The 14910-nt window shown below is 38.0% G+C and carries 18 protein-coding genes; 15 read left to right on the top strand and 3 right to left on the bottom strand.

The genetic code is table 11. The annotated features are described in order from the left end of the window. The first annotated feature begins 167 nt into the window (after positions 1 to 167). The 4 genes from BWD47_RS05210 to BWD47_RS05225 all read left to right on the top strand — a co-directional run bounded on the left by BWD47_RS05210 (position 168) and on the right by BWD47_RS05225 (position 4415). Entirely contained in the window at positions 168 to 1862 is a 1695-nt protein-coding gene (locus tag BWD47_RS05210; protein ID WP_075593559.1) for an NAD-dependent malic enzyme, read from the top strand. 795 nt (positions 1863 to 2657) lie between these two features. After that, positions 2658 to 2984, top strand: coding sequence for a hypothetical protein (locus tag BWD47_RS05215; protein ID WP_075593560.1), 327 nt, complete (start codon positions 2658 to 2660; stop codon positions 2982 to 2984). Between the two features lie 72 nt (positions 2985 to 3056). Continuing rightward, a complete protein-coding gene (locus BWD47_RS05220; protein WP_075593561.1) occupies positions 3057 to 3551 on the top strand; it encodes a nuclear transport factor 2 family protein in 495 nt (164 codons plus the stop codon). Between the two features lie 147 nt (positions 3552 to 3698). Then, complete coding sequence (locus BWD47_RS05225; protein ID WP_036968370.1) at positions 3699 to 4415, top strand: SIMPL domain-containing protein; 717 nt, start codon at positions 3699 to 3701, stop codon at positions 4413 to 4415. A gap of 4 nt (positions 4416 to 4419) precedes the next feature. Here BWD47_RS05225 and BWD47_RS05230 read toward each other — a convergent pair whose 3' ends face one another. Then, on the bottom strand, positions 4420 to 5769 hold the full coding sequence (locus BWD47_RS05230; RefSeq protein ID WP_065979934.1) for a DUF2254 domain-containing protein: 1350 nt from the start codon (positions 5767 to 5769) through the stop codon (positions 4420 to 4422). Positions 5770 to 5899: 130 nt separating this feature from the next. Here BWD47_RS05230 and BWD47_RS05235 point away from each other — a divergent pair, with 130 nt between their 5' ends. The 4 genes from BWD47_RS05235 to BWD47_RS05250 all read left to right on the top strand — a co-directional run bounded on the left by BWD47_RS05235 (position 5900) and on the right by BWD47_RS05250 (position 8187). Beyond that, positions 5900 to 6274: an MAPEG family protein gene (locus BWD47_RS05235; RefSeq protein ID WP_075593562.1), complete on the top strand. Its 375-nt coding sequence runs from the start codon at positions 5900 to 5902 to the stop codon at positions 6272 to 6274. A gap of 112 nt (positions 6275 to 6386) precedes the next feature. Continuing rightward, positions 6387 to 7025 (top strand): sulfotransferase, encoded by a 639-nt coding sequence (locus BWD47_RS05240; protein ID WP_075593563.1) that lies wholly within the window; start codon positions 6387 to 6389, stop codon positions 7023 to 7025. Between the two features lie 49 nt (positions 7026 to 7074). Then, complete coding sequence (locus BWD47_RS05245; protein ID WP_075593564.1) at positions 7075 to 7647, top strand: tRNA-(ms[2]io[6]A)-hydroxylase; 573 nt, start codon at positions 7075 to 7077, stop codon at positions 7645 to 7647. A gap of 168 nt (positions 7648 to 7815) precedes the next feature. Then, positions 7816 to 8187 (top strand): hypothetical protein, encoded by a 372-nt coding sequence (locus BWD47_RS05250; protein ID WP_036968379.1) that lies wholly within the window; start codon positions 7816 to 7818, stop codon positions 8185 to 8187. Here BWD47_RS05250 and BWD47_RS05255 read toward each other — a convergent pair. Continuing rightward, positions 8176 to 8895, bottom strand: coding sequence for a metallophosphoesterase (locus tag BWD47_RS05255; RefSeq protein ID WP_075593565.1), 720 nt, complete (start codon positions 8893 to 8895; stop codon positions 8176 to 8178). The genes BWD47_RS05250 and BWD47_RS05255 overlap by 12 nt on opposite strands. A 245-nt stretch (positions 8896 to 9140) precedes the next feature. Between BWD47_RS05255 and BWD47_RS05260 the strand changes: the two genes are divergently transcribed. From BWD47_RS05260 to BWD47_RS05265, 4 genes are all read left to right on the top strand, one after another. Beyond that, positions 9141 to 10712: an ABC-F family ATP-binding cassette domain-containing protein gene (locus tag BWD47_RS05260; protein WP_075593566.1), complete on the top strand. Its 1572-nt coding sequence runs from the start codon at positions 9141 to 9143 to the stop codon at positions 10710 to 10712. A 64-nt stretch (positions 10713 to 10776) separates the two neighbouring features. After that, a complete protein-coding gene (locus BWD47_RS20100) occupies positions 10777 to 10938 on the top strand; it encodes a hypothetical protein (RefSeq protein ID WP_178387077.1) in 162 nt (53 codons plus the stop codon). Beyond that, positions 10935 to 11090, top strand: coding sequence for a hypothetical protein (locus BWD47_RS20105; RefSeq protein WP_178387081.1), 156 nt, complete (start codon positions 10935 to 10937; stop codon positions 11088 to 11090). Before BWD47_RS20100 ends, BWD47_RS20105 begins: the two co-directional genes overlap by 4 nt. Before the next feature lie 60 nt (positions 11091 to 11150). After that, positions 11151 to 11909 (top strand): hypothetical protein, encoded by a 759-nt coding sequence (locus BWD47_RS05265; protein ID WP_075593567.1) that lies wholly within the window; start codon positions 11151 to 11153, stop codon positions 11907 to 11909. Positions 11910 to 11919: 10 nt separating this feature from the next. Here the strand turns inward: BWD47_RS05265 and BWD47_RS20110 are convergent, their stop codons facing one another. Continuing rightward, on the bottom strand, positions 11920 to 12072 hold the full coding sequence (locus BWD47_RS20110; RefSeq protein ID WP_178387082.1) for a hypothetical protein: 153 nt from the start codon (positions 12070 to 12072) through the stop codon (positions 11920 to 11922). Between the two features lie 577 nt (positions 12073 to 12649). On the opposite strand from BWD47_RS20110, the gene BWD47_RS05270 reads away from it, so the two are divergent. The 3 genes from BWD47_RS05270 (at position 12650) to BWD47_RS05280 (ending at position 14909) form a co-directional block, all read left to right on the top strand. Further along, a complete protein-coding gene (locus tag BWD47_RS05270; RefSeq protein WP_074988210.1) occupies positions 12650 to 13030 on the top strand; it encodes a response regulator in 381 nt (126 codons plus the stop codon). Between the two features lie 22 nt (positions 13031 to 13052). After that, positions 13053 to 13946, top strand: coding sequence for a MoxR family ATPase (locus BWD47_RS05275; RefSeq protein ID WP_065979925.1), 894 nt, complete (start codon positions 13053 to 13055; stop codon positions 13944 to 13946). Positions 13947 to 14096: 150 nt separating this feature from the next. Beyond that, positions 14097 to 14909, top strand: coding sequence for a DUF58 domain-containing protein (locus BWD47_RS05280; RefSeq protein WP_176714572.1), 813 nt, complete (start codon positions 14097 to 14099; stop codon positions 14907 to 14909). Position 14910: the final 1 nt, after the last annotated feature.

Below are 14910 nucleotides of genomic sequence, written 5' to 3' on the forward strand. Positions count from 1 at the left end.
TCAGCAGCCTTAAAGCTGCTGAGTTTTCATGTATACTTAGCCTTATGCTTTTTAGAGCATAAAATTCATTTTCTTCAATGGTCTGACAAGGTGGATTGTCATTGCAATTTAACCTTCAACAGTAATAATGTCAGATCATAATTATGACGCCATCAAAGCTTGGAAATATGACTACAAATACCGATCCGAATTATCTTTATATTCCTTATTCAGGCCCAGGTCTGATCGAAACGCCACTATTAAATAAAGGCAGTGCATTTTCACAAAAAGAGAGGGAAAGTTTCAACCTAGCCGGTTTACTGCCACCGCGTTATGAAACAATTGAAGAGCAAGTTGAGCGTTGTTACCAACAATATTCAAGTTTTAGCGACAACTTAAACAAACATATTTACTTACGTGCTATTCAAGATAACAACGAAACACTTTACTACCGTTTAGTGCGTGACCATCTTGAAGAAATGATGCCGATTATTTATACCCCGACAGTGGGAGACGCTTGCGAAAAGTTCTCTGATATTTATCGCAGTGCACGTGGCTTATTCATTTCGTACGAAGATCGTTTCCAAATCGACGATATCTTGCGCAATGCGACGAAAGGCAAAGTAAAGGTTATCGTTGTAACTGATGGTGAGCGTATTCTAGGCCTTGGTGACCAAGGTATTGGGGGCATGGGTATTCCAATTGGTAAGCTGTCGCTTTACACCGCATGTGGTGGTATAAGCCCAGCATACACATTACCTGTTATGCTTGATGTGGGTACCAACAACGAAAAACTACTTAACGATCCTATGTACATGGGTGCTCGCCATAAACGTATTTCGCAAGAAGAATACGACGAGTTCCTTGAGTTATTCATTAAAGCAGTAAAACGTCGCTGGCCAAGCGTGCTACTTCAATTTGAAGATTTCGCACAACCGAATGCAATGCCATTGCTTAAACGTTACCGTGACGAAATTTGTAGTTTTAACGACGACATCCAAGGTACTGCAGCTGTTACAGTTGGTTCATTACTTGCAGCGTGTCGTGTTAAAGGTGCTAAGTTATCAGAACAAAAAGTTGTGTTTGTTGGCGCAGGTTCAGCAGGGTGCGGTATTGCAGAGCAAATCATCAGTACGATGGTTGCTGAAGGCATTTCTGACGAGCAAGCGCGTTCACAAATATACATGGTCGATCGCTTTGGTCTACTAACAGAAGGAATGGAAGGTCTTCGTGATTTCCAAGATGCTTTATCGCAATCAAAAGAAAACTTAAAAGACTGGACTTACAGTGGCGAATACGCCTCGCTTCTTGATGTAATGCACTGCGCTCAACCAGATATCCTTATTGGTGTATCGGGTCAACCTGGCTTATTCACTGAGCAAGTTATTCGTGCAATGCATGCCTCGTGTGCGCAGCCAATTATTTTCCCACTTAGCAACCCGTCTAAGCAGGTAGAAGCACTGCCAGCAGATGTTATAGAATGGACCGACGGACAAGCCATTGTCGCCTCAGGAAGCCCATTTGAACCGGTTGAATACAACGGCCAGTTATTCCCAATCCCACAATGTAATAACAGTTACATTTTCCCTGGTATTGGTTTAGGTGTAATTGCTGCAAAAGCAACCCGTATCACAGATGCAATGCTTATTGTATCAAGTGAAACGTTAGCAGAGTCTTCACCACGTGCAAACACAGGTCAAGGTAGCTTATTGCCAGCACTAACTGAAATACAAGCATTGAGTAAACGTATTGCGTTTGCTGTTGCTAAAAAAGCGATGGAAGAAGGTGTGGCACTAGAACTAACAGACGACGCGCTGTGGGCTGCTATCGAAAAGAATTATTGGTTACCTGAATACCGCAACTACAAGCGACGTAGTATTTAAACTAAAGCATTTAAACTTAAGTATTTAAACTTAAAATATTAATAGAAACCAAAGCCTTCGCGCTTTGGCTAAATGACAAAGGGGACCTAAAATAGTAGGTCCCCTTTTTTTGTATAAAAATACATGCACTCAACACCAGTAACACCAATACCAGTAACACAATTGTCGAGCTAAGATGAGTCGATACTGGACTAATTGCTATTAAGTAACGCAATTTCATCGGCTTTTATTTTCTGCTAAACAGCTTCGTTAAGAGAGTCATCAAGGATTCAAAGGGATAAAATGCGTGCTTGTAGAACAATTCCCCCATTGTGAAATGTATAAGTTAGTAAGCCATACCAACTAAACAATCGTCCTCACAAAACCTAATATTTTTATTAGAATGACCCATATTCTATTTACTATATTATTAGTTTTTTAAATTTATCGAGTAAAGATCTGACCTGTTTTGTTTATTACAAAAAGATTGATTGGAATTAATGTCTTTTCGTCAGGTATCGCTGTAAGGTGGTTAATTATTACTCGTTCTTATTAAAGTAACGTCGTTTGGGTAACCCCATGTTTAATTCGAACTTTCATCTTACTTATCTACAACATGCATCCCTAGCCAAATAACAACGTGTGCATGGTTTCTAGTTTGCTACATCACGATTAGGTGACATACATAGTTATTTTACGGATAACAGTAATACATAGAGTATTTTTAAGTCTTTAATTTTATAGTCAATTTACTGAATTATAAATTAGCCAGACTGTAATTTATTTTTAAATGATACCTAGCAAGAATCCTATTAAGTGGCTGCTGCCAGCCCAAAACACAGGGCGCTTTTTTTTGCCGCAGAGCCATGCATTAAGCAACTAGCCGATTTTTTAACTCAGGAGAGTAAAATGAAGAAGGAAATGATCCAAACTGCAGTCATTGGACTGATAGCGATATTAGCATTCAGTGCAGGTGCAGTAGATAAACCAATTTCGGCTTCGCCGAAAGACAAAGATCTTAAGTGGGGACCTTGTCCGGCATTTTTTCCAACAAAGTGCGACGTGAATATAAACTCTAAAGCTTGCACGAATTTAAAGCGCTACGGCAAACAGGGTGCTCTGTTTCTCTCAGCTTCATTTTAGCCACATTTTTTGCCCATATTAAGGGCAAGAAATACATGAACATTCTGACAACAGCGTGTATAGGAGAAATATATGAGTACAGGGAAAATAGCGATTAGAGTTGTCTTGTTTGCAATTTCCATACTCCTTGTAGGGTGTGAATTAAATGCAAAAGGTAGCGCAGAAACTGCTTTAGAGGAATTTAACTTAAAGAAGGCGCTGTATTGCATGGAAATCCTCGAAAATAGACCAGATCTTGAGCCTAAGCATCGAATAGATATTTTGCGTAATGAATGTTACAGCGAACATTTTATTGAGCATTCACCAAACATACCTGATGGCCGTGATGCGCTGTTGAGTTTGTTTGAGAGCCGTTATAAAAAGTACCCGAAACTGTCAATGTCCATTAAGCGCACCGCTTCTGACGGTGATCTTGTTTGGCTTCACCTTCATGTAAAACATACACCTGAATCACTTGGCGGTGCAGCAATCCAAATATTTCGGATGGAAGAAGGTAAAATTGTTGAGCATTGGGGGGTTGGGCAGTCTGTTCCAAAGGAATCTAAAAACAGTAATACAATGTTTTAATCCTGATGTGTAAATAAAAAGCGCATAAAATAATGTTGTTCAAAGCCGTGTTGTTTCGAGCGTTAAGCTTCTAGTTTAAGCTTGTTCATTGCTAATTAACCTTATAAGGTATTTAATAGTTCACGTTTATACAAAAGGAACAAGGTTATGAATAAATTTGTTTTTTCATCTATTGCCGCATTTATGAGTTTTAATGTTTTTGCCTTGGCAACGCCAGACGCTCCGCATATTTATATTCAAGGTAATGCGTCTATCACCACAATCCCCGACAACGTAAAACTAACGGTCGCAATTGTAGAAATTGATAAAGACTTAATCGCCGCTAAAAATAAAGCCGACAATACAATGGCAAAAGCTATAAAGCTTGCAAAGTCAAAAGGGGTAGAAGAAAAGGGCATTTATGCGTCTAATATTTCTATTCAACGCGAAACGGAATATAACCGTGAAACAGGCAAACAAAACTTCGTTGGATACCGTGTAACTCGTAATTTATCACTCACGCTCACTGATACAAAACAGTACCCTGTTTTACTTCAACAACTCGTAAACTCAGGTATTAATGAAATAAATCAAACACAGTTTGTATCGAGCCGATATGAAGAGCTACAAAAGCAGGCACAAAAACTGGCAATTAAAGATGCCCGTGCCGCAGCAAAAGAGTTTGCCAATGATTATGGTGTTGAGTTAAAAGGCCTTTATACGGCTTCAAATAGCCCACTCGACACGGGAGTGCAACCCTACATGAGAGCTGAAAAAATGGTTATGGCTGATGCAGCACCGAGTAACTATGTACCCGATGCATACAATGGGGGTGAAATAACCATCACCGCAAGTAGCTATGCGGTTTATTATATCGAAAATTAAACAGTTAGTTGGTGGTAAACTTTGCCACCAACGCCTTTCCTTTGTGTTCTGAAATACGCGCAATAGCCTTGAGCATATTGGTTACTTGCTGACGGTCGTATTCATTCGTTATATGCTTATTAATGTCTTCAACAATAGCCTCTAAATAAACAAATAAGCTTTCTGTCGCTTTACTGCTATCAGCCGATCTAAACAAAATATTTTTAAATGCTTCAAGTACATTGACCATCACATAAGCATCGCCTTTTGCATAATTTCTAATCGGTGTGAAGTTATCATGCAGTAATTCATCAAACGATGTCTCGTGCAAGTATAAATAAGGTTGATTATTCGTTGAATGCTTTAGCGAATAATTCACATCGCTTATTTTAAGGCGTTCTATCAGTAAAATGCTTAACATATCAATGGCCTTAACCGCAGTGCCCGGATCATTAATACCTGGGCTCATTGCTTTTACGGCAATTTCAGAAATTTGCGTCATACCATAGCGATAATGGTCACTTATGTATTCTTCAATATAAAAAATAAAACAGTTGAGCAGGGCATCAACAAGTTCAGGCATGTCTGATAAATCTTTATCACACTTTAAGAATGGGTAGCCTTTAACAGTGAAAAAACCTTGTTTAACCGCAATATAAATTTTTATATCGTGCTCTTTACACAGCGCACATAATTTATCACTGTGAGCCCCTTTAAAATAACCTTCTGTTTCACTCTTAATGTTGTGCCATTCATCAAAGTTAGGAAACTCATTAACATCGGTATCTTTTTGCATTGCGACAATGCAGGTGAGTTCATTTTTGGTATTTTTAAATAAATCGTTAAGTACATTATCAACTTGGATAGCCTTTGAGATTGAATGAATAAAGTAAACAAAAAACCCCAACGACACTAAGCCAAACAGCAAAGAAAAGAAAATACCCAAAGAGGGGATCCCCATTTCACCGTTTTCCATCGCGCGTATGTTTATCAACATAATGATGGTGTAAATGATACTGCCTAAGTAAAAACCTAAAACAAGCTGATGCGATTTACGAGTGATCAAACCAGGTAAAACTCGCGGTGACAGGCTCGCACTGGCACTATTAAGTACCACCATTACCATTGAAAAGCTAAACACGGTTAGCGAAATGATACTGCCGGCAAGGGTACTCAATATGGTTCGTGCGTTTTCTTCACTATCGACTAATAGCACAGCAAAAAATTGCTTAACTTCCATTGTGATAGCTGCGTATTCAATTGCAGTTGTGATTAAAGCAAACAAAAGAAATAAAACGGATAGCATCGATGGGTAAAACCCAATACTGCTGATCATCTCGCGGTAATTGTCTGCAATTTTTCTTGGCGTAAACATGCATATCCTTTAAGAACAGTTAGACATTAATCATTATCGAGTCATAATATGTGCTAACTTAAATACCTATTTTATAGCCTAGCAACAAATAGTGCTAAGCGTCTAACTTTAAATAAGAATTGGAAATACAGTGATCGTTTCAAGCTTTGCCGCCATATTGGCGATTTTATACATTCAGTTAAGTTTTCGTGTTATTAAAATTCGTAAAGCCAAGCAAATTTCACTTGGCGATGGCGGTGATGCATCTTTGCAAGCAGCAATTCGTGCGCATGGAAACTTTATAGAGTATGTGCCATTTACTTTGATCTTATTGTTCTTGGTTGAGTACCAAGGTCTATCAAGTCATTATTGTTATATTTTAGGAAGCATGTTGCTACTAGGTCGATTTTGTCACAGCTACGGGCTTGCTGATAACGTAATGAAATTACGTGCTTTTGGTATGATACTTACCTTTTTAACACTTGTTATCAGTGCTTTCATGTTATTAGTTACACAAGTTATGTAGGTAAAAGCGGGTGTCATTGCTAACGTTAGCAATGACACTAAAATGACTGGTTTAAAACGCCACTCATTAAGCAACCCCAGTTCTCATGCCAACATAATTAATACGAATTAAGATGAAGAATAAAATTTTTATAATAGGTCTGCCGCGCACAGGCACTACCAGTATTTGCTATAGCTTTTTACAATTAGGCTATAAAACGGCCCACACAGCGTATACACAAGCGGCAATTGAAAGTGCAGAGGTTATAGCTGACACTCCCGTCTTTAGTGAGTTTCCGTTACTTGATAAGCATTACCCAAACAGTATTTTTATTAATTTGCAGCGTGATTTATCAAAATGGATCCCCTCAATAAGACAACTGCTTGCGCGCATGCATACTAATTTAATGCGCGAAGATGGCGGCTTTAATAGCCATTTAAAACGCTGTTATTTAGAGGTGTTTGGCCACTACACACTGGCAGATATCGAATCAGATGAGTACCTTATTGCATGTTACAAGCGGCATCAACAGCAAGTGCAAAACTATTTTAGTGATAAAAAACAGCAACTATTAACACTTGATGTTGCAGACGAGCATAGCCCTGACGCACTCAAAGCATTTTTACAAACCGAGCAACCAATTGTTTTTAAACAACTGAATATGGCCGGTAAAGTAACGGCTTGGAATGACATAAAACACCCCGACAAAATAGCCTCAACCCGCAATGGAAAAATAGATAAATCCCTTGGTTACAATCACAAGATTTTATAACCAAAATGCGTTAAAATCGCCGCCATTATAAGTTAAGTTGTTCCTTATCATGTTTGAATTAAAATATCACACTCCCTTTGAATGGACAGAAGGTGTCTTAGCGGACTTCAACACCTTTTTACAAGACCATGCTGCCGCTGAAAAAAAAGCATCGGGTATGGCTATGTCAATGCTGTCGCATTACCCAGATCGTCGTAAACTTGTTAAAGCTATGACCGACTTAGCGCTTGAAGAAATGATTCATTTTAAGCAAGTTCTCAAGCTATTAATGGAACGCGATATTTCATTGGGTAACGATCAAAAAGACCCTTACATTAAGCAAATTCGTGGCTTATTCAGAAATGGCCGCGACGAGTTTTTAATGGACCGTCTACTCGTTGCGGGTGTTATTGAAGCAAGAGGGCATGAACGCTTTTCATTAGTTGCCGAAGCGCTACCTGCTGGCAAAGAAAAAGAGTTTTATGTGGCCATCGCGAAATCTGAAGAAAAGCATAAAAACTTATTTGTCGAACTTGCCTACGAGTATTTCGACAAGCATGAAGTAGATACACGACTAGAAGAAATTCTTATTGCTGAAGCCAAAATCTGTGAAAGCATTCCGTTTACAGCCGCACTTCACTAAATGGTATCACGCGCATAGGGCTCAGTGAGCTCTATGCGCAAAATAGGTACTTAGAAAACAGTAATTAAGTATTTTGAAAATACTTTTTCGAACTGTGATTGATTAAATAAACATCAAACATCTCGCTTTCCTCCTATAGTTAAAGTAATCAATAGTGAGGATAAAAGCATGAAATGGATGATGACTCTCACAACGCTATCGTTAATTGGTATCGTAATTACGGGTAACTCAATTTACTCTGAAGTGAAAATCTTTCAAAGCAACGATAAGCCAACCGAAATAACCGCCAGTATGTATCGTTCTCTTATTTGGCACAGTGAAGTGTACAAAGACGATGAGTTTCTAACAATTTCAAATAGTTACTTTAGCGATGGCAAAATTGATACCCGTGAATATTCTAAACTAACCAGTTTAGCAAAGAAAAATACCGGTCCACTTATTTACCTGCAAGAATCTGATGAACAGCTTTGGCACGCAAGGTATAAGTACAAGCAGTATCTCGAAGAAAACATTCCCTCTGAACTTGCTTCAATCCATTGAATGGGCTTGTTTAAAGTCGCTTATTAAAGAACTCAGCTCGACAAGTGTTGGCTCACCGCCTAAATAATTTGTATCGATGTGATAAGTGTTCCCAATCCAATAGGGCCGAGGGGTCGAGTTATGGCCATGAATAGAAAAGTCGACGCCTTGGTTGTGCAAAACCTTACCTTGTTTTGTAATAGATCTATCCCAAAGTAAGCCGGTAACGGCTTGAGAATGATTGCGAGGAATATTTTGCCAATGCCAATTTTGTGGCACCGTGTGCGACAAACCAATTGTCATGCCTGCATATTCAATAAGGTAAGAAAGAGGGCAATTTAGGAGTTGCAGGCAAACATCCATACGTTCAGCCTCGCTTAATTCGTAATGCCAACGCCCGCCATTTTCAACCCATAACGCGTGATAACCACTATCTTGGGCAAGAACTGATTCGAGCATCATATGTTCATGATTACCCAGAGTCATATAAACACTCAGCTCTTTAAACCTCTGTAATAGAGCAACACTGTGTGCACCTCTATCAATAACATCGCCAAGTGCAAATAATACATCGTTTGCTGCATTAAAATTTACCGATGCTAACGCACGTTCAAACTTGGGTAGGTCGGCATCTAAATCACCAATAACAAAAACACGTTTTTTAGCATCAAGTGTCAGTTTTACTTGCACAGTATTATTGAGAATGGCTTGGCAATTAACTAAATTCAAAATGCACTCCTTTCACGTTCTATGAATATTAGCCTAACATAACTCGTTGCCTTTTTGGCAAGGGCTGGATATTATCTAGTCTCATTATTTAGGAGCACGCGCCAACATGAACAACTAAACCTGTTATCCAATTTCATTTTTTCTTTGGACCAACAGGGTTAGTAGGCGTTGCTCACTATCACTTTACACGCGTAAAATATCTTTGCGTTACCAACGCTTTCTGCCCCTGTATTACAGGAGGCACTATGCCACAACTTCACGCTTTTAACCTTTGCTTTCAGCATGCCAATGGCAAACGTCTGTTTAACAATATAACACTGTCATTAACAGCAAAAACAACCGCACTTGTTGGTCGCAATGGCAGTGGTAAATCAATTTTAGCATCGTTACTTTGTAAAGAGCGCTCGCCAACGTCAGGAACAGTAAACAGCAGCGGCGTAATGGGTATATATAAACAAGTCGACGACATTAAACGGTTAAATACCCTCACAGTTGCTGAATCTATAGGGCTTGATCATTACTTCAACGCCTTGCAGGCCATTAATGAAGGCCAATTCACAGAACACGATTTAGCACTAGTGGATGGTTATTGGGATTTAGAACAACGCTTTACTTCAGTATTAAATAAATTAGGCCTTAAAAGCATCACTGCCACTGCGCATGCGAATTCCTTAAGTGGCGGGCAACTCAGTCAATTAAAATTATGGGCTTTGTTTACCTTAAACCACGATATTTTGATTCTCGATGAGCCTTCAAATCATTTAGATAATCAGGGTAAAGCATGGTTAAAAAATCAAATTGAATCATATCCAGGGCAAATACTACTGATCAGCCATGACCGAGAGTTACTAGAAATTGTTGATGAAATATGGGAACTATCGTCACTGGGGTTAGCTGTTTATGGTGGCAACTTTACAGATTACATCCGCCAAAAACAGCTACATGTTACAGCATTAGAAAACAAGCTTAATGCAGCGACAAAACAACAAAGTAAGCTTGAAGCTCAACAGCACGTTAATAAGCAAAAAGCAGAAAAACGCGCGAATAAAGGCACAAAGCTACAAAAATCAGGCAGCCAGCCCAAAGTACTTCAAGATGCTAAAAAAGACAGAGCCTCAGCAAATCAATCATCGCAAAGTAAAAACGTAGCAAAAAGAGAGGCGCAAATCACTAAAAATAAACAAGTGCTTATATCTCAACTTGAGCAAGTAAAACCCCAACAGTTCTATTTAAATCAAACAGAATTCAAACGCCAAAAAGCAGTAAAACTCGAGAACGTTGTATTGCAGTATGGTTCGCACACCCCCTTAAAATTATCGCTTTATAATGATGAAAAAATACATTTATCGGGCGCCAATGGCACCGGCAAATCAACACTTTTAAAAACGATGATGGCTAAATTGCCAGTTAGAGCAGGGCAGATACATGTTAATCAACCACTCTATTATTTAGATCAACATTTTTCATTAATAAATAATGACTTAACCCTGCTTGATAACCTAATGTTCTATTGCCGCGAATTAACCCACAATACAGCCCGAACACTGCTTGCTAGTTTAAACTTCAGAAAAGACGACGTTTATAAACAAGCCGCACAGTTAAGTGGTGGCGAAAAAATGAAACTCGCAATGTGTATCGTAAGCCATATTGAAAAGCATGTTTTTTTGTTACTCGACGAGCCCGATAATCACCTAGACCTTGAATCAAAACAGCTTTTAGCCGATGCATTACACGCATTTAATGGCGGGTTTATCATAGTCAGCCATGACCAGTACTTTATAGAGGGAATTGGTTGTCATAAGAAAATTGCATTATAAAACAGATGGATAACCTTGCATTATAAACGCTGAAACCATAACGATAGCGGCCAAGGGGTAGGGTATGGCCATCGGTGCAAACTCAATAAACTTGCTTTTCATTGTCATTGTGCAAATTGGTGGCGCGTTCGCCACCGTTGCCGCAGTGAAAACAGATATTACTTGGATAAAACAGGTAATTAAAAAACACGGTGAAGATATTACGAAACTACAGGATAAATTATGATAGCCACATTAGGTAAATATTTAGCAGCTAAATTGCTAACCGAAGCATTTATAAAACGAGTGTGTTTAGCTACGGCAAGACACTTCGCCAGTAAATCAGAAAGCAAGCTTGATGATGAATTAGTTAGTGCTTTGACAGATGCCTTAAAATAAACCAGTATAAAACTTTGCTGCATCTTGCTGCTAAGTTATATCTAATTAAAGGATTTTTAAATGCCTAGAGGGGTTTGTAAGCTTTGCAATAAAGAGAAAAATCTTAGTCTGTCTCATATAATACCACGCTCTTATTATAAGTTCATAAAAGGGAAATCTAGTCAACTCGTTGAAATTATTGAAGGAAATGACGAACCTTTATGCACAAACGGTGATAAGAAAGAGTACCTTCTATGTGCTAAATGTGAAGATAAACTTAATAGGAAGTACGAAGGGTACGGAACTGTAATTTTAAAAAACAGAAAAAAAATAGTAAAAATCACGGATGATAGACTTCATTTTGAATATGATTATAAAAAACTTTACCTATTTTTTTCTAGTATCATGTGGCGTGTATCGGTTTCTAGTAAATATCCAGATATAAGCCTTGGGGGCTTTGATAGCATCTTAGCGGATTGTATTTATAACAATACTTTGAATATCAAACACCCAGAAGTTCGAGTTGATAATTTTTTAAAGATTTATTTAATTAAACTTACTGATAAATCTAAAACTTATTCAGACGATACACTTCGGAAAATATTATTTGATTTCAGATTAGAAAGAACAAGTGATCAAGGTAACTTTGCATTCTATTGGGTTGTTGGAGGGTTTCTAATTTGTTATCACTTTAATACTAAGCATCAATTTGGCAACTCAACAGGCATTCTATCTACAGAAGGTAAAATGTTAATACCGATAGCAGATATTTCTAATTTTAAATCAATAATTGATTCATTTAATTTAGCTTTCGACATGAAAAGTCGGCCACCTAAATAGTGGCCTTTCTTTATGCTGTTTTCTTATCTCCATACTTCAAAACAATATCTTTTAGAGCAAGCTGATCACTCATTTTGATTAAGTCATTACCAACGATTTTCAACGTTTCACTGGCTTTAACTAGGTCATACAAGTTTTCAATTTGAGCTTGTAGGGCATCCACGTGGCTTTCGTTATAACGAACAGAGCGTTGTAAAAACTCAATCTTGTTGATGAAATTAGAAGTTACCTGAAATTCACCGCGTGGTACCTATAAACAACCATCTCTAAAAATTAATAAATAACCAGACTGTGCAAGTCGTAATGCTAGTAAAGCAATGTGTATTTAAACAGACGAACAGTGTAATTACAGATTGCCACTTAAATGAGAGTGAGTGTAAATCAGATCGTTTAAATTAAACCGTGATAGAAATGACAAACACAAATTGCTTTATAACTCACAATGTAAAAGAGTATCTTTGTACAAAAGCAGGTGAAAATACGTTAAATCTACAAGGCAACGAACTTAATTATATAAATATTTATGCTATTTAACATAATATAAATTATAGGAAGTAATGGTTTATATCTATCTGAGTGCTTTCTTTAGTGGCGCTAAGTCCAATACTAGACGGTATCGGACATTAGGTGGTTGTTTTGCTATATAATCCATTTAATTATCGACTGTTTCTTGAGCTTAGGTATTGCATGGCATATATTAAAACTATCAAACTAAGATGTAACGATAAGATGTAAACAATATGGAATTTGTGAAACCGTTAGAACCCATTTTGATAATTGATGATATGCAAGATATCAGAGACTATCTCAACCAGATATTAACAGGCCTTGGCTTTGAAGATATTTTAGAAAGCCGAGATTTTGAATCAGCTAAAACAGTTATTGAAGAAAAATCGCCTAACGTCATCTTTCTCGATATAGAGCTCCCCAACACAGACGGCACAGAGATTTTAGAATTCTTAAACGACAACTACCCACACACACATGTTGTTATGTGCTCTGGCCACAACAGTCTCGAAAATGTACAAAACACGTGGGAACTTGGCGCTAAAGGTTTTATTGCTAAACCATTTAACGCAAAAAAAGTCGATACTGTTATGAAACGTCTAGAATTGATGTAAACCATAACAAATTAAGAAGTTTATGAATTCGACTATTGAACGCGTTATAGATGACCTATCGACAGTAATATTTGGTAAACAACAACAAATTAAGTTGGCATTAGCCTGTTTATTCAGCCAAGGTCATTTGTTAATTGAAGACTTACCAGGTATGGGTAAAACCACTTTATCGCATGCACTTGCGGCGGTTTTAGGTTTATCGTATCAACGCATTCAATTTACCAGTGACTTACTTCCGTCAGATATATTAGGAACAAATATATTTGATGCCAAAGAGCACACTTTTTCATTTCATCAAGGGCCTGTTTTTAGCCAAGTTGTTCTTGCAGATGAAATAAATCGCGCGGGTCCTAAAACACAAAGCGCTCTGTTAGAAGCAATGGAAGAAAAGCAAGTCACGGTCGACTCTGTTAAACACGCCCTGCCATCGCCTTTTTTTGTGATTGCTACACAAAACCCAGTAAATCAGTCTGGTACATATCCTTTACCTGAGTCACAGTTAGACCGCTTTTTTATGCGAATTAGTTTAGGGTTTCCTGATAAACAGGCTGAGAAAAATTTAATTTTGGGTTTAAATAATCGTAACTACGACGATTTACCCGTGCGTATAACAACTAAGCAACTCTCTATTATTCAAACAGAAATTACTCAGGTCACACTCAGCAATGCCGTTGTTGATTATATTTTAGAGTTAGTTGCATTTACTCGCCAAGACAAGCACTTTGTTAATCCTTTATCGCCAAGAGCATCTATTGCGCTTTCTCGTGCAGCTAAAGCATGGGCCTACATTGAAGGACGTAATTTTGTTTTACCTGAAGACGTTCAAGCGGTGTTTGCAAGTGTGACCGATCATCGTCTTGGGTTGAATAAAGATGACAGTGCTTATGCACTAAAACATGTTCCTGTTAGCTTGTAAAAGATGCTTAAGCGCCCTACTTTTGCAACTCGTTTTACGCACTTTTTTATAAATAAGCTATTAAAAAATAAGCATAAAACAAACGAGATTACACTGCGTCATAATACAATTTACGTTTTGCCATCGCGCTTAGGAGCTAAATTTTTATTTGTGGCACTGTTAAATTTTGTGATGGGTATTAATTATCAAAACAACCTTATTTTAGCGATGGCGTACCTTATGGTTGTTTTATTAGTGTTCGCCATTTTAACGGGTTATAAAAATCTACGTGGTCTCAGTGTAAAGTTTAATCACGTAACGCCATGCTATGCACCCAATCAACCAAGCGCTCATTTTTCTATAAAAGCTAAGAGCGCGTGTCAAGGTGTTGCGCTTGGATATAAAAATACAAAATCACAGCTCATTGATGTCGGTAATAACGAAGTAGTAAATACGCATATTTCGTTAAACGTAGACAAACGTGGGCGTTATTGCTTCGAAAAAGTCCAAATTTATAGCTCTTTTCCTTTTGGGCTTGTGTCGGTATGGAGTTATATTCAGCCCAGTGATGCAATTTATATATACCCAGAGCCAATCGATGACCCTAGTTTAGTTTTTGACACACTGGAATTAGGCGATAGCGAAGAGCATGAAAGCCAACAAAAGCCGGGATCGGATGATTTTCACCAACTGTCTCCTTTTATCCCCGGTACAGCACTTAATAAAGTATCTTGGAAACACTACGCAAAAACTCAGCAGTTACTCAGCAAGGAGTTTACGAGTCATTCGTCTGCCAAAATGGCACTTAACTTTAATAAGTTAAACGGCAATACTGAAACTAGGCTCAGTCAACTATGTTATTTAGTCAATAAGCTCACTGAACAGCACGTTACATTTTCTTTAACGTTGCCAAATAGTGAGGTTGCTTCGGGTTACGGTTTAAAACATCAAAAATCGTGCCTTCAAGCGCTGGCGGAGTTTTAAA

The sequence above is a fragment of the Pseudoalteromonas sp. PAB 2.2 genome (genome assembly GCF_001938575.1).
GTDB classification, from domain to species: domain Bacteria; phylum Pseudomonadota; class Gammaproteobacteria; order Enterobacterales; family Alteromonadaceae; genus Pseudoalteromonas; species Pseudoalteromonas lipolytica.

Excerpts from the sequence above, each read along its gene's own strand:
- BWD47_RS05245 (WP_075593564.1), top strand. The coding sequence starts at position 7,075 with ATGTTTGAATTAAAATATCACACTCCCTTTGAATGGACAGAAGGTGTC.
- BWD47_RS05275 (WP_065979925.1), top strand. The coding sequence starts at position 13,053 with ATGAATTCGACTATTGAACGCGTTATAGATGACCTATCGACAGTAATA.
- BWD47_RS05230 (WP_065979934.1), bottom strand. The coding sequence starts at position 5,769 with ATGTTTACGCCAAGAAAAATTGCAGACAATTACCGCGAGATGATCAGC.
- BWD47_RS05210 (WP_075593559.1), top strand. The coding sequence starts at position 168 with ATGACTACAAATACCGATCCGAATTATCTTTATATTCCTTATTCAGGC.
- BWD47_RS05225 (WP_036968370.1), top strand. The coding sequence starts at position 3,699 with ATGAATAAATTTGTTTTTTCATCTATTGCCGCATTTATGAGTTTTAAT.
- BWD47_RS05260 (WP_075593566.1), top strand. The coding sequence starts at position 9,141 with ATGCCACAACTTCACGCTTTTAACCTTTGCTTTCAGCATGCCAATGGC.
- BWD47_RS05240 (WP_075593563.1), top strand. The coding sequence starts at position 6,387 with ATGAAGAATAAAATTTTTATAATAGGTCTGCCGCGCACAGGCACTACC.
- BWD47_RS05220 (WP_075593561.1), top strand. The coding sequence starts at position 3,057 with ATGAGTACAGGGAAAATAGCGATTAGAGTTGTCTTGTTTGCAATTTCC.
- BWD47_RS20100 (WP_178387077.1), top strand. The coding sequence starts at position 10,777 with ATGGCCATCGGTGCAAACTCAATAAACTTGCTTTTCATTGTCATTGTG.
- BWD47_RS20105 (WP_178387081.1), top strand. The coding sequence starts at position 10,935 with ATGATAGCCACATTAGGTAAATATTTAGCAGCTAAATTGCTAACCGAA.
- BWD47_RS05250 (WP_036968379.1), top strand. The coding sequence starts at position 7,816 with ATGAAATGGATGATGACTCTCACAACGCTATCGTTAATTGGTATCGTA.
- BWD47_RS05270 (WP_074988210.1), top strand. The coding sequence starts at position 12,650 with ATGGAATTTGTGAAACCGTTAGAACCCATTTTGATAATTGATGATATG.
- BWD47_RS05265 (WP_075593567.1), top strand. The coding sequence starts at position 11,151 with ATGCCTAGAGGGGTTTGTAAGCTTTGCAATAAAGAGAAAAATCTTAGT.